The 17,801-nt window shown below is 43.7% G+C and carries 18 protein-coding genes and 1 riboswitch; of the genes, 17 read left to right on the top strand and 1 reads right to left on the bottom strand.

From position 1 onward, the window contains the following. Position 1 precedes the first annotated feature (1 nt). The 9 genes from pyrE to C6Y03_RS02060 all read left to right on the top strand — a co-directional run bounded on the left by pyrE (position 2) and on the right by C6Y03_RS02060 (position 6,845). The gene (gene pyrE / locus C6Y03_RS02100) at positions 2 to 640 is read left to right on the top strand and encodes an orotate phosphoribosyltransferase (protein WP_066030933.1); all 639 of its coding nucleotides are present in this window, start codon (positions 2 to 4) and stop codon (positions 638 to 640) included. Between the two features lie 139 nt (positions 641 to 779). Beyond that, a riboswitch (SAM riboswitch) is annotated at positions 780 to 882 on the top strand. Positions 883 to 985: 103 nt separating this feature from the next. Next, a complete protein-coding gene (locus tag C6Y03_RS19560; protein ID WP_081311484.1) occupies positions 986 to 1,099 on the top strand; it encodes a YezD family protein in 114 nt (37 codons plus the stop codon). A 36-nt stretch (positions 1,100 to 1,135) separates the two neighbouring features. After that, positions 1,136 to 1,837, top strand: coding sequence for a phosphoadenylyl-sulfate reductase (locus C6Y03_RS02090; protein WP_066030932.1), 702 nt, complete (start codon positions 1,136 to 1,138; stop codon positions 1,835 to 1,837). A gap of 13 nt (positions 1,838 to 1,850) precedes the next feature. Continuing rightward, positions 1,851 to 2,915 carry a sulfate permease gene (gene cysP / locus C6Y03_RS02085; RefSeq protein WP_066030931.1) on the top strand — a complete coding sequence of 355 codons (1,065 nt, stop codon included), beginning with the start codon at positions 1,851 to 1,853 and terminating at the stop codon, positions 2,913 to 2,915. A 57-nt stretch (positions 2,916 to 2,972) separates the two neighbouring features. Further along, positions 2,973 to 4,109: a sulfate adenylyltransferase gene (gene sat, locus C6Y03_RS02080; protein ID WP_066030930.1), complete on the top strand. Its 1,137-nt coding sequence runs from the start codon at positions 2,973 to 2,975 to the stop codon at positions 4,107 to 4,109. A 14-nt stretch (positions 4,110 to 4,123) separates the two neighbouring features. Continuing rightward, positions 4,124 to 4,717, top strand: coding sequence for an adenylyl-sulfate kinase (gene cysC / locus C6Y03_RS02075; RefSeq protein ID WP_034662471.1), 594 nt, complete (start codon positions 4,124 to 4,126; stop codon positions 4,715 to 4,717). A 29-nt stretch (positions 4,718 to 4,746) separates the two neighbouring features. After that, complete coding sequence (gene cobA, locus C6Y03_RS02070) at positions 4,747 to 5,502, top strand: uroporphyrinogen-III C-methyltransferase (protein WP_034662468.1); 756 nt, start codon at positions 4,747 to 4,749, stop codon at positions 5,500 to 5,502. A gap of 73 nt (positions 5,503 to 5,575) precedes the next feature. Continuing rightward, positions 5,576 to 6,361 carry a sirohydrochlorin chelatase gene (locus C6Y03_RS02065; protein ID WP_066030928.1) on the top strand — a complete coding sequence of 262 codons (786 nt, stop codon included), beginning with the start codon at positions 5,576 to 5,578 and terminating at the stop codon, positions 6,359 to 6,361. Next, on the top strand, positions 6,342 to 6,845 hold the full coding sequence (locus C6Y03_RS02060; RefSeq protein ID WP_060596216.1) for a precorrin-2 dehydrogenase/sirohydrochlorin ferrochelatase family protein: 504 nt from the start codon (positions 6,342 to 6,344) through the stop codon (positions 6,843 to 6,845). The genes C6Y03_RS02065 and C6Y03_RS02060 overlap by 20 nt, the downstream gene beginning before the upstream one ends. A gap of 30 nt (positions 6,846 to 6,875) precedes the next feature. Here the strand turns inward: C6Y03_RS02060 and C6Y03_RS02055 are convergent, their stop codons facing one another. Further along, complete coding sequence (locus tag C6Y03_RS02055) at positions 6,876 to 8,585, bottom strand: Rqc2 family fibronectin-binding protein (RefSeq protein ID WP_106038759.1); 1,710 nt, start codon at positions 8,583 to 8,585, stop codon at positions 6,876 to 6,878. 164 nt (positions 8,586 to 8,749) lie between these two features. Here C6Y03_RS02055 and C6Y03_RS02050 point away from each other — a divergent pair, with 164 nt between their 5' ends. The 8 genes from C6Y03_RS02050 to def all read left to right on the top strand — a co-directional run bounded on the left by C6Y03_RS02050 (position 8,750) and on the right by def (position 17,799). Further along, on the top strand, positions 8,750 to 11,425 hold the full coding sequence (locus tag C6Y03_RS02050; RefSeq protein ID WP_066030926.1) for a calcium-translocating P-type ATPase, SERCA-type: 2,676 nt from the start codon (positions 8,750 to 8,752) through the stop codon (positions 11,423 to 11,425). A gap of 83 nt (positions 11,426 to 11,508) precedes the next feature. Then, positions 11,509 to 12,384 carry a YicC/YloC family endoribonuclease gene (locus tag C6Y03_RS02045; protein ID WP_106038758.1) on the top strand — a complete coding sequence of 292 codons (876 nt, stop codon included), beginning with the start codon at positions 11,509 to 11,511 and terminating at the stop codon, positions 12,382 to 12,384. 76 nt (positions 12,385 to 12,460) lie between these two features. Continuing rightward, a complete protein-coding gene (remA, locus tag C6Y03_RS02040) occupies positions 12,461 to 12,730 on the top strand; it encodes an extracellular matrix/biofilm regulator RemA (protein ID WP_008344898.1) in 270 nt (89 codons plus the stop codon). A 9-nt stretch (positions 12,731 to 12,739) separates the two neighbouring features. Then, positions 12,740 to 13,354, top strand: coding sequence for a guanylate kinase (gene gmk, locus C6Y03_RS02035; protein WP_003212381.1), 615 nt, complete (start codon positions 12,740 to 12,742; stop codon positions 13,352 to 13,354). Positions 13,355 to 13,357: 3 nt separating this feature from the next. Continuing rightward, entirely contained in the window at positions 13,358 to 13,561 is a 204-nt protein-coding gene (gene rpoZ / locus C6Y03_RS02030; protein ID WP_003211647.1) for a DNA-directed RNA polymerase subunit omega, read from the top strand. Between the two features lie 117 nt (positions 13,562 to 13,678). Beyond that, positions 13,679 to 14,896 carry a bifunctional phosphopantothenoylcysteine decarboxylase/phosphopantothenate--cysteine ligase CoaBC gene (gene coaBC, locus C6Y03_RS02025; protein WP_060596219.1) on the top strand — a complete coding sequence of 406 codons (1,218 nt, stop codon included), beginning with the start codon at positions 13,679 to 13,681 and terminating at the stop codon, positions 14,894 to 14,896. Next, entirely contained in the window at positions 14,893 to 17,301 is a 2,409-nt protein-coding gene (gene priA / locus C6Y03_RS02020; RefSeq protein WP_106038757.1) for a primosomal protein N', read from the top strand. Before coaBC ends, priA begins: the two co-directional genes overlap by 4 nt. A gap of 15 nt (positions 17,302 to 17,316) precedes the next feature. Beyond that, complete coding sequence (def, locus tag C6Y03_RS02015; RefSeq protein ID WP_034662448.1) at positions 17,317 to 17,799, top strand: peptide deformylase; 483 nt, start codon at positions 17,317 to 17,319, stop codon at positions 17,797 to 17,799. The last annotated feature ends 2 nt before the right edge of the window (positions 17,800 to 17,801 follow it).

Here is a 17,801-nt window from a genome sequence, read left to right as displayed (position 1 = left end):
GATGAAAACAAAAATCGCTAAACACCTATTACAAATCAAAGCGGTCTCATTAAAACCAGACGAACCGTTTACATGGGCAAGCGGTATCAAATCACCGATCTATTGTGACAACCGTCTTACCTTGTCCTACCCAGAAGTAAGACACGACATTGCTGAAGGTCTTAAAGATTTGATTCTCACTCATTTTGAAAGAGCGGAGGTTGTTGCTGGTACTGCAACAGCAGGCATCCCGCATGCGGCATTAGCGGCAGACCGTCTGAACGTGCCGATGTGTTATGTGAGAAGTAAGCCAAAAGCACATGGAAAAGGGAATCAAATTGAAGGAGCCGTATCAAAAGGTCAAAAGGTGGTCGTCGTAGAAGACTTGATTTCAACAGGAGGCAGTGTGCTTGAAGTGGTCGCTGCTCTTCAAGAAGCGGGCTGTGACGTACTAGGCGTTGCCGCGATCTTCACATACGGACTGCCAAAAGCTGCAGCAGCTTTTCAAGAGAAAAACATTCCATATGTCACCCTAACAGACTATGACACACTGACAGACGTGGCACTTGAGCTGAAAGCGATCGAGCCTTCTGCTATGAATAAACTAAAACGCTGGAGACAAGATCCTTCCTCTGAATCTTGGATGGAAGAAACCGTCTAAAAAGCTGTGCGTACCCGCACAGCTTTTTTATTTGGTTAAAAATAGTAAAATAGACTCAAATTCAAATAAAAACTAATCCTATCAATAAAGTCGGGTTGACTTTTGTTTGAATTGTGTTAATATTTAAGACAAATTAAAACACTTATCCAGAGAGGTGGAGGGACTGGCCCGATGAAGCCCGGCAACCTGCGATTTGCAAGGTGCTACTTCCTGCAAAATGATTCTATTTTGAAAGATAAGGAAATGAGCTTCCTCATCTTTCTTTCGGACTGAAAGGAAGTTTTTTTATTTTAACGGTGAGGAGGAAGACGAGATGGAAGTGAAGCGAAATCAGGATGAAGACTTATTGAAGCATATGCAGAAACTGATTGGGGATATGAATTCGGTTCAGTTACGCTGATTGTTCAGGACGGTCAAGTGATTCAAGTGGAAGAAAACAGAAAAATTCGGTTGACGTAGTGCGGAGAGTAGTGATACTCCGGAAGGGGAGAAACAATGTTAACTTATAAAAATTGGCAAGAGCCGTCCATTACATTTCAAGAGGATGATTTGTATAAAGGGGCCTTATCTGTGCTGAAATGGGCATACGGTCATTATGGTGATCAGCTCGTTTATGCATGCAGCTTTGGTATTGAAGGCATCGTCCTCATTGATCTTATTGCGAAAGTAAAAAAGGATGCAAGAATTGTCTTTTTAGATACAGGTCTGCATTTTAAGGAAACGTACGACACGATTGATGCGGTAAAGGAAAGATATCCAGGTTTAGATATTGTGCTGAAAACCCCTGAGCTGACAGTTGAGGAGCAAAACGAGCAGCATGGTGATCAGCTATGGAAAACGGACCCTCAAAGCTGCTGCCATATGCGTAAGGTCATTCCTTTGCAAGAAGCGCTATCCGGCTATCCGGCATGGCTTTCTGGCTTAAGAAGAGAGCAGTCACCCAAGCGAGCAGGGACGAACTTTTTAAATCAGGATGAAAAATTCAAATCAGTGAAAGTATGTCCGCTTATCCATTGGACGTGGAAGGACATATGGAGATATGCATCTAGAGAGGAACTTACTTATAATCCGCTGCATGATCAGGGATATCCAAGTATAGGTTGTGCCCCGTGTACACAGCCGGCATTTACTGCCGAGGATCTTCGTTCTGGCAGATGGTCAGGCACAGCTAAGACTGAGTGCGGATTACATGAGTAAGGGAGCATAATGTATGGAAATCGCCGCAATTTTATTTAGTTTATTTTTCGCTCTAAACATTGGCGCGAGTGGTGCAGCTGCTTCGATGGGCATCGCGTACGGGTCAGGTGCTATTCAAAAGCCTATCTATGCACTTAGCGTATGTGCAGTTGGGATTTTAGCAGGTTCAGTCATTGGCGGCGGTGAGGTCGTCAAAACGATTAGCTCTGGAATTATGCCTGAATCTGTCATTACACTTGAAATTGTTTGTATTATTATTGGTTCTGCTGCATTATCACTCTTTATAGCGAATCTGATGGCCATCCCTTTATCAACAAGTGAGGTCACAGTAGGTGCTGTCGTTGGAGTTGCAGTAGCGTATAAAGTATTGTATGTGAAATCCATTTTAGTCATTGTGTCATTTTGGGTCATCATTCCTATTGTTGCTTTTCTTTTTACATTCGTTGTAGTCAAAATCATCAGAATGTTCCCGAAACGAACCTTGTCAAAAAAAGGCACCATGATTTTATCGATCGTTTTGATCATCAGTGGATTTCTAGAAGCGTTTTCTGCTGGGATGAACAATGTCGCAAATGCTGTAGGCCCCCTTGTTGCTTCAGGCATTTTATCCGTTGGGCAAGGAACGCTTTACGGCGGACTTTTCGTTGCACTGGGTGCCCTTTTATTAGGAAGAAGAGTGCTTGAAACAAACGGAAAGAAAATCACCCGCTATCAAACAGGTGAAGGGATTTTGCTTTCGAGTACCGGTGCTGGACTTGTCATCGTCAGCTCTATTTTTGGGCTGCCAGTTCCACTTACCCAAATCACCTCCTCGTCTATCATTGGGCTTGGAATGGCAAAAGGCGGACCAAATATTTTTCATAAACATGTGGTGAAAAAAATGCTGAAAGTGTGGGTAGTGTCACCCTTTTTATCACTCAGCCTATCGTATTTGCTGGTGAGCCTTTTCTTAAAAGGAGACTATTATTCTATCTTTATCATGATGAGTGTACTGCTTGCCTCACTTGGTGCGCTGAGTCTGATGAAGGCAGTCAAAAATGAAAGCAGCTCGATTCATGAACAGGGCGGCGGGATTTAACGGCAAATCCGACTATCTACATCTAATAAATATGAACATTGAGAGGAAGATGAACAAATGAGTTTAACACCACATGGTGGCGTATTAATTAATCGAGTAAATGAAGAGTATGATCTCAGCACGGCTGCAAAGGAAATTGAACTAGATGCTATCTCCTTTGCAGACCTTGAACTCATAGCAATTGGCGGGTATAGTCCAATTGAAGGGTTTTTAACAAAAGCTGATTATGAAGCCGTTGTGAGCAGTATGCGGTTAGCAAGTGGTGTTGTTTGGTCTCTTCCTATTACACTGCCAGTGACAAAGGAAAAGGCAGCTGAGATCCATCAAGGTGATATTGTGCGTCTATCGTATAATGGAACTGTATATGGGGTGATTGAAGTAGAGGATCAATACACACCAGATAAGGAAAAAGAAGCGGTGAATGTATATAAAACTGATGACCGCAATCATCCAGGCGTGAAAAAATTATTTGAACGCGGTGACACGTACATTGGTGGTAAAATTACACTGACGAAACGCAGTGAAAAACCATTCCCTCAATTTACGTATGAGCCAGAAGAAACAAGACGGCATTTCAAAGAAAACGGCTGGAAAACCATTGTTGGTTTCCAAACGAGAAACCCTGTTCACCGTGCCCATGAATATATTCAAAAGACAGCACTTGAAACAGTCGATGGTTTGTTTTTAAATCCACTTGTCGGTGAAACAAAATCAGACGATATTCCGGCAGACGTGAGAATGAAAAGCTATCAAGTGTTATTGAACGGTTATTATCCAAAGGATCGCGTCTTTTTAGGTGTTTTTCCTGCGGCAATGCGTTATGCTGGTCCAAAGGAAGCAATCTTTCACGCGCTTGTTCGTAAAAATTACGGCTGCACTCATTTTATTGTGGGAAGAGATCATGCGGGTGTTGGTGATTATTACGGCACATACGAGGCGCAGGAGCTATTTGAACAATTTACAAGCGAAGAAATTGGCATTACCCCGTTAAAATTTGAACATAGCTTCTACTGTAATACATGTGAAGCAATGGCAACACCAAAAACATGTCCTCACGATAAAAGCGAGCATGTCATTCTTTCAGGTACAAAAGTTCGAACGATGCTGAGAAACGGTGAATTACCGCCAAGCACGTTCAGCCGAAAAGAAGTTATTGAAACATTAATCGAAGGATTAAAAACGACGGTATCTTAATGGGAGGGTATGACATGAGCAATGAACATATCGTGTGGCATGATTCATCTATTACAAAAAAAGAATATCAACAGAAAAACAATCATACGAGCGGCATTATTTGGCTCACGGGTCTAAGTGGGTCAGGTAAATCAACGATCGCAAATGCAGCGGCCAGAGAGCTGTTTGAACAAGGCTATCAAGTCACCGTTCTTGATGGCGATAATGTAAGGCATGGACTGAATAAAGATTTAGGGTTTTCAGATGATGACAGAAAAGAGAACATTCGCCGCATCGGAGAAGTGGCAAAGTTATTTGTTGAACAAGGAACGATTGTCATCACGGCTTTTATTTCTCCGTTTCAAGAAGACCGCCGCATTGTCAGACAGTTAGTTGAAGCGGGAGAATTTCACGAAGTGTTTGTGAAATGTGATCTGAACGTATGCGAAGAGCGTGATCCAAAGGGGTTATATAAAAAAGCCAGAAATGGCGAAATTCCATTCTTTACCGGAATTGATTCACCGTATGAAGAACCAGCTGCGCCTGAGCTCGTACTAGATACAGGTGAATTATCTCGTGAAGAGTCCAAACAGCGTCTTGTTGATTATGTAAAGGGAAGAGCGAAATAATCGCCTGATGGCAGGGGGAGAAAAGCACGATGGGGAAAGTATACATTGTGGGGGCTGGACCTGGGGATCCAGACTTAATTACATTAAAAGCCCATAAGGCAATACAGCAGGCAGATGTCATTTTATATGATCGCCTTGTCAATCAAGAAATACTCGCCCACGCCAAACCCGAGGCGGAATTAATCTATTGCGGCAAGCTGCCAAATCATCATACGATGAGACAGGAAGCCATCAATGAAGCCCTTGTGGCCCATGCAAAGGAAGGGAACGTTGTCGTTCGGCTGAAAGGCGGCGACCCCTTTGTATTCGGCCGAGGCGGTGAAGAAATCGAATGCTTAGCTGAGCACGGAATTCCGTATGAAGTCGTCCCTGGAATTACCTCTGGTATTGCAGCGGCCGCTTATGCAGGCATTCCCGTGACGCATCGTGAATTCAGCTCAAATGTCGCTTTTGTCACGGGTCACTATCAAAAGGATGAGCATTTTGAAGAAAAGTGGGAAGCGCTGGCTACGGGGATTGATACCCTTGTGATTTACATGGGCGTCAAAAACGTGAAAAGAGTGCAGCAGCTTCTTTTAAAAAATGGACGCGATCCTGAAACGCCAGCAGCGTTTATACACTGGGGAACTACGACGAGGCAAAAGACGACTTGCTGCACTGTGGCGACACTGTCTGAAACAGTTGAAAAAGAAGGCATCGAGCATCCAAGTTTAATTGTAGTTGGAGATGTCGTTCATTTTCACCAAAAACTGAGCTGGTTTGAACCCGCCTTAATCGAGAAATGAGAATGATAAAGAAAAGACACGTACATCGATCGTGTCTTTTCGTCTGATCAAAACAAGTAGAGGGAGGAGCCACATGAAACAAGCTGTACTTTATGTTGGGCATGGAAGCAGAGTAAAAGAAGCACAAGATAAAGCCATTTCTTTTATGAAAAGCTGTATGCCGTTAGTAGAAGCAGATATACAAGAAATTTGTTTTTTAGAACTGACAGCCCCTTCTATAGAAGAAGGATTTGAAGCCTGTGTGAAAAAAGGAGCTACACACATTGCGATCGTCCCGCTCCTCCTTTTAACTGCCATGCATGCCAAATCAGATATTCCAGTCGAGATTGAGAAAGTACAAAAGCGATATCCGCAAGTGAAGGTCACATACGGAAAACCAATCGGGGTCAATCAAGAAGTGACAAAAGCGGTTGCTGCAAGAATTGAAGAGGCAGGATATCAAGGCGGGAAAGCACGGATTCTTTTAATTGGCCGCGGAAGCTCTGACCCCGATGTGAAGCGGGATGTGTTTGGCATTGCGGACGATGTCCGGCGCCTGCTCCCTCTCGTAGAGGTCTTGCCATGTTTTATTACGGCATGTGAGCCAAATTACCGAGATGTTCTTGCGCAATTAACAGCAGATGATGATGCGCCTGTTTATCTCGTTCCTTACTTGTTGTTTACGGGTATTTTAATGAAAGAGATTGAAAATGAAGCGGCTCAGGCGAGAAAGAGGCTGAAAGATGTCCGGGTATGCCGGTATATTGGCTTTCATCCGCATGTAAAAGCGGCTTATATTGAACGCGTGCAAGAAACCATTTTAAACAAAGACGATGCGTTTCATTTCCAAGGAGAAAGCCATGCTTCCAGTCCATCTTGATTTAACCGATCAACAAGTGCTCATCGCCGGCGGTGGACGAATAGCCGCAAGAAGGGCAGAGGCGCTATGCATGGAGCCTTGCCATATAACCGTCGTGAGTCCTGACATTTCTAAAGAGATGGCACGTCTCATTGATACATACAACCTGAATTGGAAGGAAAAGAAAGTGGACGTGGAAGATTTAGAGGGTGCATTTTTCATTGTAGCTGCTACAAACGATCCAGCGGTAAATGAATGGATTGCACAAACAGCCCGGCCTCACCAGCTAGTGAATTGTGTGAGCCAATCAGAGCTTGGCAATGTGATCGTGCCAAAGGTGGTCAAAGCAGGGAAAGTGACGATTTCAGTCTCTACAAGCGGTGCGAGCCCAGCCCGGACAAAACAACTGGCTGCGGAAATTGAGGCGTTGCTAGAACAAGAGGATGTAGATGCACTTGACGCTCTCTATATCGAAAGAAAAAAACAACAAAGAAAAAGCCGATAAAATCTCTTTAAGGGATTTTATCGGCTTTTATTATTTTCGCAGCTTTAGGACCACATCTTCGTCAGGCGTGACAAATAATGTTTGCTGCTGATCATACGTCACAAATCCCGGCTTTGCTCCATTTGGTTTTTTCACATGCCGGATTTTCGTATAATCGACAGGAACGGAGCTCGACTCCTTTGCTTTCGAGAAGTAGGCAGCGATTTGAGCCGCTTCACGCAGCGTCTCTTCATCAGGTGCTTGATGACGGATGACGACATGTGATCCAGGAATATCCTTCGTGTGCAGCCAAATGTCGTCACGGGCAGCAGCCTTTGTGGTTAAATACTCGTTTTGTTTGTTGTTTTTTCCGACTAAAATCGGAATACCTTGAGACGATTCATACGTTTCAAGCTGAATGGCCGCCTGTTTTTTCTTTTTGGCGTTGCGCTTTTGTTTGGCGCGTAAATATTTTCCTTCAACAAGTTCTTCTCTCATTTCCTCTAAATCCTTCGGTGAGGCAGAGGATAGCTGCTGAATCAACTCTTCAAAATAAGCAATCTCTTCATGCGTCCGCTCAATTTGTTCATTGACCGCTTCTACTGCATTTTTTGCCTTTTGATATTTTGTGAAATACCCTTGCGCATTTTCAGAAGGGGTTTTGTTTGTTTTGAGCGGGATCGTGATCTCTCCGCCATCTTCATCGTAATAATTGATGACAGTCGCTTCTTTATCCCCTTTTTTGATGGCATATAAATTGGCTGTTAACAATTCGCCATAGAGCTGATATTTATGTGCATGTTGAGATTCTTCAAGAGTTCTTTTCAGTTTTTTGAGCTTGTTTTCATTTTTCTTTTTTTCATTTACGACAAACCGTTCAAGGTCAGACGCCTGCTGTTTAACTCTGTCTCTCTCAGCTTTTCCGAAATAAAAGCGGTCAAGCAGCTGGCTGAGAGAGTCGAATGTCTTCATCTCGCCATGGACATGCTGAAGTTCTAATAAATAGAAATATTCTTTCCCGTCTTTTCTTGTGAGCTGCGGGGTAAAGGAGTGCATGCGAATAAGCTGGAACATGTCGAGCAGTGTATTTGGAATCGTTTCCTTATTGGCAAGACCGGCCCTGTGTACAGCTTCCTTTGCAAACAGCGGAGAAACCCCAGAGAATGTATCGACAATTTGATTTGCGATCTTTCCTTCTTGAAAGCGTAAATGCTTTAAAATATCATCCTTCGTCACTTCAAACGGATTCAATTTTTGCTGCGCAGGCGGCAGAAGGTATTCGTGACCAGGAAGTACCGTTCGATAGCTGTTCACAGATGGAGAAAGATGCTTTAGGCCATCGATGATCTGCTGCGTGTCATCTTCTACAAGAATCAAATTACTATGCCTTCCCATGATTTCAATGTAGAGCTTTCGAGTCTGTTCGTCGCCAATTTCATTGCGGCTTCGTACATGAAGTACGATTACCCGGTCAAATCCAATCTGTTCAAAACGTTCAATGAATCCGCCCTCAAGATGCTTTCTGAGGAGCATACAAAACATTGGAGGTTCGCTTGGATTGTCATATTGATGCTCTGTGAGCTGAATTCTAGCGTAGCTCGGATGAGCGGATAAAAGGAGCTTATGATTTTTTCCGTTTGCCCGGATATGAAAAATCAGCTCGTGCTTATATGGCTGATGAATTTTTGAAATTCTTCCGCCAGTTAATGTCTCTTGCAATTCATTTGTCATACCATATGTAAAAATGCCGTCAAATGACATGTTGGATACACCCTCTTCTTTCACACAAATCTACTGAAAGAACCTTCCGTTTCTCGTTCTTTAGGCAGTCTTATTATTATAGCATGATTTAGGACGAGTCTGAATAAACTGGCTTATAGAACACTGCATATGAGAGAGAACAAAAGAGGAGTGGACGAGGTCAAATGAATTGGCATGAACTGAACCAAACCGATTTATTAAAAACAATGAATACATCGATAGGTGACGGACTGTCAGAAAAAGATGTACAAAAACGGCTTGAAAAACACGGGCCAAATGAATTGCAGGAAGGGAAAAAGGCGTCGGCTCTGATCATTTTTTTAGCGCAATTTAAAGATTTTATGGTGTTAATTTTGCTTGCGGCAACGATCATTTCTGCTTTTTTAGGCGAATACATTGATGCTGTAGCAATTGTAGCGATTGTTCTGATTAATGGAGTGCTCGGCTTTTATCAAGAACGCCGCGCGGAAAAATCTCTTCAAGCGCTAAAGGAATTATCAACCCCGCATGTGTATGCTAGGAGAAATAATGAATGGGTCAAGATCCCGTCTAAACATCTCGTGCCAGGGGATATTGTGAAATTTTCGAGTGGAGACCGGATTGGGGCAGACATTAGATTACTAGAAACCAAAAGTTTAGAAATTGAAGAGTCCGCTCTCACTGGCGAGTCCATCCCTGCGGTCAAACACGCAAGTCCGCTTTCACGAGACCATGTCTCGCTTGGAGATTTGACGAACATGGCCTTTATGGGGACGCTTGTCACTAGAGGAAGCGGCGTGGGCGTTGTCATTGGTACAGGGATGAATACAGCGATGGGACAAATTGCCGGCATGCTGGATGCAGCAGGGAATATGGAAACACCGCTGCAAAGACGTCTCGAACAGCTGGGGAAAATCCTAATTGTTGCTGCTTTATTTTTAACGGTTCTCGTTGTTGTTCTTGGCGTTGTGCAAGGACATGATTTGTACCATATGTTCCTGGCGGGAGTATCTCTTGCGGTTGCTGCCATTCCTGAAGGACTGCCGGCGATTGTCACCGTCGCACTTTCCTTAGGAGTGCAGCGGATGATCAAACAAAAATCGATTGTCAGAAAGCTTCCGGCGGTGGAAACACTTGGCTGCGCGTCGATCATTTGCTCAGATAAAACAGGAACAATGACGCAAAATAAAATGACTGTGACACATGTATGGGCAGAGGGCAAAACGTGGAATATTTCTGGTACGGGCTATGAGCCATCTGGTGATTTCACCTTAAACGGAGAACTTGTCCATGTAGACAAACATCCAAGTCTGCAAAAGGTGTTATTATACGGGGCGCTTTGTAATACATCAACCATCGTTGAAAAAGACGGCGAAATGAGGCTTGATGGTGATCCGACAGAGGGGGCGCTTCTCACCGCAGCACGTAAAGCAGGGTTTACTGAGCAATTCATCGAAGCCGGATTTCACGTTGTAGAGGAGTTTCCTTTTGATTCAGAAAGAAAGATGATGTCAGTCGTCGTCGAAACGAATCAAAAAGAGCGGTATGTCATTGCAAAAGGTGCGCCGGATGTCCTGATGAACCGTTCAAGTCATATCATGCACGGCGGCCGCACAGCTTCTTTTTCAACCACTCACAGGCAAGAAACAGAGGCTGCGATTCAAGGCTTAGCAAGACAAGCGCTGAGAACGATTGCCATTGCGTATAAAAAAGTCGGTCTGACAGAAAAAATCAACTCTGTCCAGCAGGCTGAAACCGATTTGACATTTATCGGGTTAGAGGGCATGATCGATCCACCTCGTCCTGAAGTCAGACGAGCGATTAAAGAGTGCAGGGATGCTGGTATAAAAACAGTCATGATTACAGGGGATCACGTGGAAACAGCCAAAGCGATTGCCAAAGACTTGAGCCTTTTACCAAAGCAAGGAAAGGTGCTCGACGGAAAAGCGCTGGATCAGATGAGTGACAAAGAGCTTGAGCAAACGGCTGAAAATGTATACGTCTTTGCACGGGTATCACCTGAACATAAGCTGAGAATTGTGAAGGCCTATCAAAAAAATGGACATATTGTGGCGATGACAGGTGACGGGGTCAATGATGCGCCTGCGATTAAGCAAGCAGATATCGGCATCTCCATGGGCATCACTGGAACAGACGTAGCCAAAGAAGCATCTTCTCTTATTTTACTTGATGACAACTTTGCGACCATTAAATCCGCCATTAAAGAAGGCCGGAATATTTATGAAAACATTCGGAAGTTTGTCCGGTATTTGCTGGCATCCAATGTGGGAGAAATTTTGGTTATGCTGTTCGCGATGCTCCTAGCACTTCCGCTTCCTCTCGTTCCTATTCAAATTTTATGGGTCAACCTTGTCACAGATGGTCTTCCAGCGATGGCACTTGGCATGGATAAGCCAGAAGGCGATGTCATGAAGCGAAAGCCGAGGAACATGAAAGAGGGTATTTTTGCTAGAGGGCTCGGCTGGAAGGTTGTATCTAGAGGATTCCTCATCGGGCTTGCGACCCTTTTAGCATTTATGTTTGTGTATCACCGCGATCCAAACAACCTGCAATATGCACAGACTGTTGCATTTAGTACGCTTGTTTTGGCGCAGCTCATTCATGTATTTGACTGCCGCAGTGAACGGTCCATCTTTGAACGCAATCCATTCGGGAATCTTTACTTGATCGGTGCGGTTTTGTCATCACTTTTACTTATGTTTGTGGTCATTTATTATCCGCCGCTTCAGCCGATTTTCAAAACGGTGGCCATTGCACCAATTGATTGGCTGCTGATCATCGGTATGTCTGCACTGCCAACTTTTTTACTGGCAGGATCACTTTTGACAAGAAAAAAATAATTCGTTATGGTATAATTTTGAGGTAATAGTGTCTGCTATTACCTTTTTCATTTTATTAATATGAAAGAATTGGGTGTTTTGACATGATACGCAGTATGACGGGATTCGGCCAAGCGAGTAAAACGGATGGAGAACTGACAGTGTCAGTTGAGCTAAAATCGGTCAATCACCGTTTTAAAGAGGTTCATGCCCGTTTGCCGAGGCCGCTTTTATATTTCGAAGACACATTAAAAAAAATCATTCTTCGTCACGTGCAGCGCGGTAGAATTGAGCTGTTTGTCACGATTGAAGGCGGTAAACTAGCAAGCCGGTCCTTGCAGATCGACTGGCCGCTGCTTGATGAATACATGAAAGCCGCAAAAGACCTCGAGAAGCGCTATCACATTTCAGGCATTCAGCATGCACATGACTTACTGGGGCTGGAGCATGCCGTTCAAGTAGAAGAGTCGGCCAGCCGAAATGAGCAGTTAGAGCAATTGCTGATGGATGCTTGTGAAACGGCTGTCAAGGAGCTTTGCTTCATGAGAGAGCAGGAGGGGACATCACTTCAAAAAGACTGTGAGCTGAGGCTTTCTGAATTAGAGGCCTATACAGAAGAAATCAAAGTCTTTGCACCAGAGGTTGTGACTCAGTATAAAGACAGGCTCAATCAGCGATTGCAAGAATGGATCGGAGAGGCGCTTGACGAAAGCAGATTGACAACAGAGGCTGCCATCTTTGCTGACCGCTGTGACATTACAGAAGAGATTACGAGATTGAAAAGTCACTTTCAACAGTTCCAGCAAATCTTGATGCAAGGCGGTACTGCCGGCAGAAAACTTGATTTTCTTGTACAGGAGCTCAACCGTGAAGTGAACACCATTGGCTCAAAAGCGAACCATCATCATTTAACAAAGCTGGTGGTTGAAATGAAAAGTGCTATTGAAAAAATAAAAGAACAAGTGCAAAATATAGAATAGTCATTGTGTATGCTGTTTACAGTACGTCTCTTTCGGCGAGACTAGAGACGTTTATATTACAGGGGGACGTTAGAAGATGACCATAAAGTTGATCAATATCGGATTTGGAAACATCATTTCAGCGAATCGGATGATTTCGATCGTCAGTCCAGAATCAGCACCGATTAAACGAATGATACAAGACGCAAGAGATCGAGGCATGCTCATAGATGCTACATACGGAAGAAGAACCCGTGCTGTTGTCATTATGGACAGTGACCATGTCATCTTATCTGCCGTTCAGCCTGAGACTGTCGCGCAAAGACTTTCTGTAAAAGAAGAAATCATAGATGAAGGGCAGGGGTAATACGCCATTATGAAAGAAAGAGGACTTTTAATCGTTCTCTCTGGACCTTCGGGAGTTGGAAAAGGAACGGTCAGACAAGCCATTTTCTCCCAGGAAGATACGAAATTTGAATACTCTATTTCTGTGACGACACGTAAACCGCGTGAAGGTGAAAGAAATGGTGTCGATTATTTCTTTAAATCCAGGGAAGAATTTGAACATATGATTGAAAACAAAAAGCTGTTAGAATGGGCAGAGTATGTCGGGAATTACTACGGCACGCCTGTTGACTATGTAGAACAGACGTTAAGCGAAGGAAAAGATGTTTTCCTTGAAATCGAAGTGCAAGGTGCACTTCAAGTAAGAGAAGCATTCCCAGAAGGTCTTTTTATTTTCCTTGCACCGCCTAGTCTTTCAGAACTTCAAAACCGCATCATTACACGTGGTACAGAGTCTGAGGAGCTCATTCGCAATCGAATGGCTGCTGCAAAAGAAGAGATTGAAATGATGGATGCTTACGACTATGTCGTGGAAAACGATGATGTCGAGCTTGCTTGTGAAAGAATCAAAGCGATCGTCCTTGCAGAACACCTGCGCAGAGACAGAGTCGCACCAAGATATAAAAAAATGCTGGGGGTAGAATAAACTATGTTAGATCCTTCAATTGACTCATTGATGAACAAACTTGATTCAAAATATACACTTGTGACAGTGTCTGCACGCCGTGCACGTGAAATGCAGATCCACCAAGATCAGCAAATCGAAAATACAAAGTCTTACAAATTCGTAGGCAAAGCACTGGAAGAAATCGATGCCGGTCTTTTGACATTTGAAAAAGAGGATCAAGAATAACACATCGCTTCTGCTATGCAGATACGATACGTTCAAAAAAGTCAAAACTATGATTGGTTTTGACTTTTTTGAATTGTAGACGAATTTGTGAAAAAGGCCGTTAAGGGGGACAAACAAATGTTACAGTCAAAAAATATTTTGCTCGGCGTCAGCGGAGGAATCGCCGTATATAAAGCAGCTGCTCTTACTAGTAAACTCGTACAGGCGGGCGCAAATGTAAGAGTGATTATGACGGAATCTGCCCGTGAGTTTGTGTCTCCGCTTACCTTCCAAGCACTGTCTCGACATGAGGTGTATGTGGATACATTTAAAGAAAACAATCCAAAAGTCATTGCGCATATTGACGTAGCTGATTGGGCCGATCTCATTCTTGTTGCCCCTGCAACAGCACATACGATTGGTAAAATGGCGGCAGGGCTTGCAGATGATATGCTCACGACGACCTTACTTGCTTCAACCGCTCCTGTATGGATCGCACCAGCTATGAATGTGCATATGTATGATCACCCGGCTGTAAAACGGAACATTCGCACATTATATGAGGACGGCTACCGGTTTATTGAGCCGAGTGAAGGTTATTTAGCCTGCGGCTACATTGGAAAAGGGCGGTTAGAGGAGCCTGAAAAAATTGTTGAGCACATCCGTGCATTTTTTGAAGAGCCAAAAAGCTTACCGCTTTCAGGTAAAAAAGTCGTGGTGACAGCAGGTCCTACACGAGAAGTCATCGATCCTGTGCGTTTCTTTACAAATCGATCGTCAGGAAAAATGGGCTATGCGATTGCAGAGGCTGCGCAGCAAATGGGGGCTGATGTCACGCTCATTTCAGGACCTGTTTCTTTAACGGCACCTGACCATGTACATGTGGTGCACGTTGAATCGGCAGAGGACATGTATCAAGCCGTATTAGATGTGTACGAGGAAGCGGACCTTGTCATTAAATCAGCAGCTGTCGCCGACTATACCCCTGTGACATCATATCCTCATAAAATGAAAAAACAGGACGGCGCCTTAGAGATTGAATTCACCCGGACAAAAGATATTTTAAAAGAGCTGGGGAAAAGAAAAGAGCATCAAGTGCTTGTCGGTTTTGCAGCTGAAACGCAGGATGTAGAATATTACGCGAAAAAGAAAATCGAATCCAAGCATTTAGATATGATTGTGGCCAACAACGTCACAAAAGAAGGTGCAGGCTTTGGCACAGACACAAATGTAGCAGCAATCATCAAAGCAGATGGTACAACAAAAGAGCTGCCGATGATGAGCAAAAAAGACCTCGCTTTTGAAATCTTAAAGGAGGCAAAACAGCTGTTGCCAAAAGAGCGTGATCGAGCATGATTGCTGAAGTCATCGTGGATGTCACAACGAAAGCCATTGACCGGCCATTCGATTACCGTGTACCAGATCGATTCAAAGATCTCGTCAAAGCGGGAATGAGGGTGGTCGTTCCCTTTGGCCCAAGGAAGATTCAAGGGTTTGTGACAAAAGTCAAAGACGAAACAGACATAAAGACAGGAAACATCAAGGACATTGTCGATTTATTTGATTTATCACCTGTTCTGACAGATGAGCTATTGGAGCTTTCCCACTGGCTGACGGAAAAAACATTGTCCTATCACATTACGGCACTTCAATCGATGCTGCCTGCAGCCATGAAGGCGAAGTATGAAAAAGAAATTCAGGTGCTGTCAGATGAAGAACTTCCGCAGTCATTGAAAGAGCTTTTCGGTCAGCGAGATAGCATCCTTTACGCTGACATCCCGGCCGAACAACTAAAACAGATTCAAAAGCATGTCCAAAAAGGTCATCTAGAGGTAAGGTATCACGTCTCGCAAAAATCTGGAAAGAAAAAGGTGCGCATGCTCCATCTAGCTGTATCGAAAGATAAGCTTGAAGAAAAACAACAGCAGCTTAAGAAAAATGCGGTGAAACAAAAGGCACTGCTCTCCTTTTTGCTTCAAGCGAGTGAGACGACCTTTTTAGCGAAAGACTTGCAGCAGCAAACAGGCGCGAGTTCTCAAACGCTTAAAACCTTTATTCAAGAAGGGCTGCTAACAGAAAGCTATGAAGAGGTCTACCGTGATCCTTATCGTGACCGGGCGTTTACACCATCTGCTTCACTTGATCTCATGCCAGAACAAGCAGAAGCGGCAAAACATATTCATCAAGCAGTCAGTGATGACCGGCATGAAACCTTTCTGCTGCACGGGGTGACAGGAAGCGGTAAAACGGAAATATACTTGCAGACGATTGATCATGCCCTTCAAAAAGGAAAAGAAGCGATCGTCCTCGTTCCTGAAATCTCGTTAACCCCTCAAATGGTTCAGCGGTTTAAAGAACGGTTCGGCTCAAATGTGGCTGTACTTCACAGCGGCTTATCGACAGGGGAAAAATATGATGAATGGCGGAAAATCCACCGCAAGGAAGTCAAGCTTGTCGTGGGCGCGAGATCTGCTGTTTTCGCTCCATTTGAAAATCTAGGCATGATTATCATAGATGAAGAGCATGAATCTTCTTATAAACAAGAAGAAATGCCTCGTTATCATGCCAAGGATGTCGCCATTGAACGAGCCAGAAGGCATCGATGCCCAGTCGTTTTAGGCAGTGCAACCCCTTCACTTGAAACCTACGCGCGTGCGAAAAAAGGCGTGTTTACATTGCTGACGCTTAAACATCGCGTCAACCAGCAGCAGCTGCCGCACGTTTCGTTAATTGATATGAGAGAAGAATTGAGAAATGGCAACAGGTCCATGTTTTCAGAAGAATTAATGCTCAGATTAAAGGAAGTGCTTGAAAGAAAAGAACAAGCCGTCTTATTTCTGAATAAAAGGGGCTATTCATCCTTTGTGATGTGCCGTGATTGCGGATATGTGGAGCAATGTCCTCATTGCGAAATTTCTCTCACCTATCACCGCTATCAAAAACGGCTGAAATGCCATTATTGTGGGCACGAAGCACCGGTGCCTGCTGAATGTCCAGAATGCCATAGTGAGCATATTCGCTATTTTGGGACGGGTACGCAGCGTGTAGAAGAAGAGCTTACAAAAGTACTGCCTGAGGCAAGAGTGATCCGAATGGATGTAGATACAACGTCTCGTAAAGGTGCTCACGAAAAGCTCCTCACGTCTTTTGGCAATAAAGAAGCGGACATTTTGCTCGGGACGCAAATGATAGCAAAAGGGCTAGATTTCCCAGATGTCACACTTGTTGGTGTTCTCAGTGCGGATACGTCTCTTCATATTCCTGATTTTCGTTCAAGTGAAAAAACATTTCAGCTTCTCACGCAGGTCAGCGGCAGGGCAGGACGTCATGAAAAAGCGGGTTCTGTGATCATTCAATCGTATACGCCTTCTCACTATAGTATTGAATTAACGAAGCAGCATGACTATGAAGCCTTTTATGAACAGGAGATGCTGCATCGCCGCCACCAGTCCTATCCGCCGTATTACTATTTGGCAATGGTGACGGTATCACACGAGGAAGTGACGAAGGCAGCGCATGTCACTGATCAAATTGTCCAGTTCCTGAAAATGAACTGTGCACCGAATACAAGAATCCTTGGTCCGGCTGCATCACCAATCGCTAAGATCAAAGATAGATATCGATATCAATGCGTGATAAAATACAAAAGGGAAAATGAACTGGCAAGTTTACTACAGAAAATACAAGATCATTATCAAAAGGAAATGGAACAAAAACAATTGATGATTTCAATAGATATGAATCCATATATGATGATGTAAAACGGAGGGCTTTAAGTGGCAGTAAAACCAATAGTCATACATCCGGCAGAAGTACTTGAACAAAAGGCAGAGCCTGTTGATACGTTCGATAAAAAGCTCAAAAAACTGCTTGATGATATGTATGATACAATGCTTGAGCTAGATGGAGTCGGACTAGCAGCACCACAAATCGGCATTTCACAAAGAATGGCTGTTGTCGATATCGGAGAAGAACCTGGCAGAATTGATTTAGTGAATCCCGAGGTTCTTGAAGTGAAAGGAAGTCAAACAGATATTGAAGGCTGCCTGAGCTTTCCATCTTTATATGGCACAGTAGAAAGACCGAGCTATGTGAAGGTAAAAGCCTTTGATAAGAAAGGCAAACCATTTACAATAGAAGCAGAAGGATTTTTAGCAAGAGCCTTATTGCACGAAATTGATCATTTAGACGGTATATTATTCACGTCGAAAATCATTCAAACCTATACAGAAAAAGAACTTGCGGAAATGGAAGGGTGAAG

Origin of the sequence: Bacillus sp. LNXM65 (assembly GCF_002998575.1) — a bacterium.
GTDB lineage: Bacteria > Bacillota > Bacilli > Bacillales > Bacillaceae > Bacillus.
The sequence above is the reverse complement of the archived record's forward strand: the minus strand, read 5'-3'. Positions and strand labels throughout refer to the sequence as shown.

Excerpts from the sequence above, each read along its gene's own strand:
- pyrE (WP_066030933.1), top strand. The coding sequence starts at position 2 with ATGAAAACAAAAATCGCTAAACACCTATTACAAATCAAAGCGGTCTCA.
- C6Y03_RS02090 (WP_066030932.1), top strand. The coding sequence starts at position 1,136 with ATGTTAACTTATAAAAATTGGCAAGAGCCGTCCATTACATTTCAAGAG.
- cysP (WP_066030931.1), top strand. The coding sequence starts at position 1,851 with ATGGAAATCGCCGCAATTTTATTTAGTTTATTTTTCGCTCTAAACATT.
- sat (WP_066030930.1), top strand. The coding sequence starts at position 2,973 with ATGAGTTTAACACCACATGGTGGCGTATTAATTAATCGAGTAAATGAA.
- cysC (WP_034662471.1), top strand. The coding sequence starts at position 4,124 with ATGAGCAATGAACATATCGTGTGGCATGATTCATCTATTACAAAAAAA.
- cobA (WP_034662468.1), top strand. The coding sequence starts at position 4,747 with ATGGGGAAAGTATACATTGTGGGGGCTGGACCTGGGGATCCAGACTTA.
- C6Y03_RS02065 (WP_066030928.1), top strand. The coding sequence starts at position 5,576 with ATGAAACAAGCTGTACTTTATGTTGGGCATGGAAGCAGAGTAAAAGAA.
- C6Y03_RS02060 (WP_060596216.1), top strand. The coding sequence starts at position 6,342 with ATGCTTCCAGTCCATCTTGATTTAACCGATCAACAAGTGCTCATCGCC.
- C6Y03_RS02055 (WP_106038759.1), bottom strand. The coding sequence starts at position 8,585 with ATGTCATTTGACGGCATTTTTACATATGGTATGACAAATGAATTGCAA.
- C6Y03_RS02050 (WP_066030926.1), top strand. The coding sequence starts at position 8,750 with ATGAATTGGCATGAACTGAACCAAACCGATTTATTAAAAACAATGAAT.
- C6Y03_RS02045 (WP_106038758.1), top strand. The coding sequence starts at position 11,509 with ATGATACGCAGTATGACGGGATTCGGCCAAGCGAGTAAAACGGATGGA.
- remA (WP_008344898.1), top strand. The coding sequence starts at position 12,461 with ATGACCATAAAGTTGATCAATATCGGATTTGGAAACATCATTTCAGCG.
- gmk (WP_003212381.1), top strand. The coding sequence starts at position 12,740 with ATGAAAGAAAGAGGACTTTTAATCGTTCTCTCTGGACCTTCGGGAGTT.
- rpoZ (WP_003211647.1), top strand. The coding sequence starts at position 13,358 with ATGTTAGATCCTTCAATTGACTCATTGATGAACAAACTTGATTCAAAA.
- coaBC (WP_060596219.1), top strand. The coding sequence starts at position 13,679 with ATGTTACAGTCAAAAAATATTTTGCTCGGCGTCAGCGGAGGAATCGCC.
- priA (WP_106038757.1), top strand. The coding sequence starts at position 14,893 with ATGATTGCTGAAGTCATCGTGGATGTCACAACGAAAGCCATTGACCGG.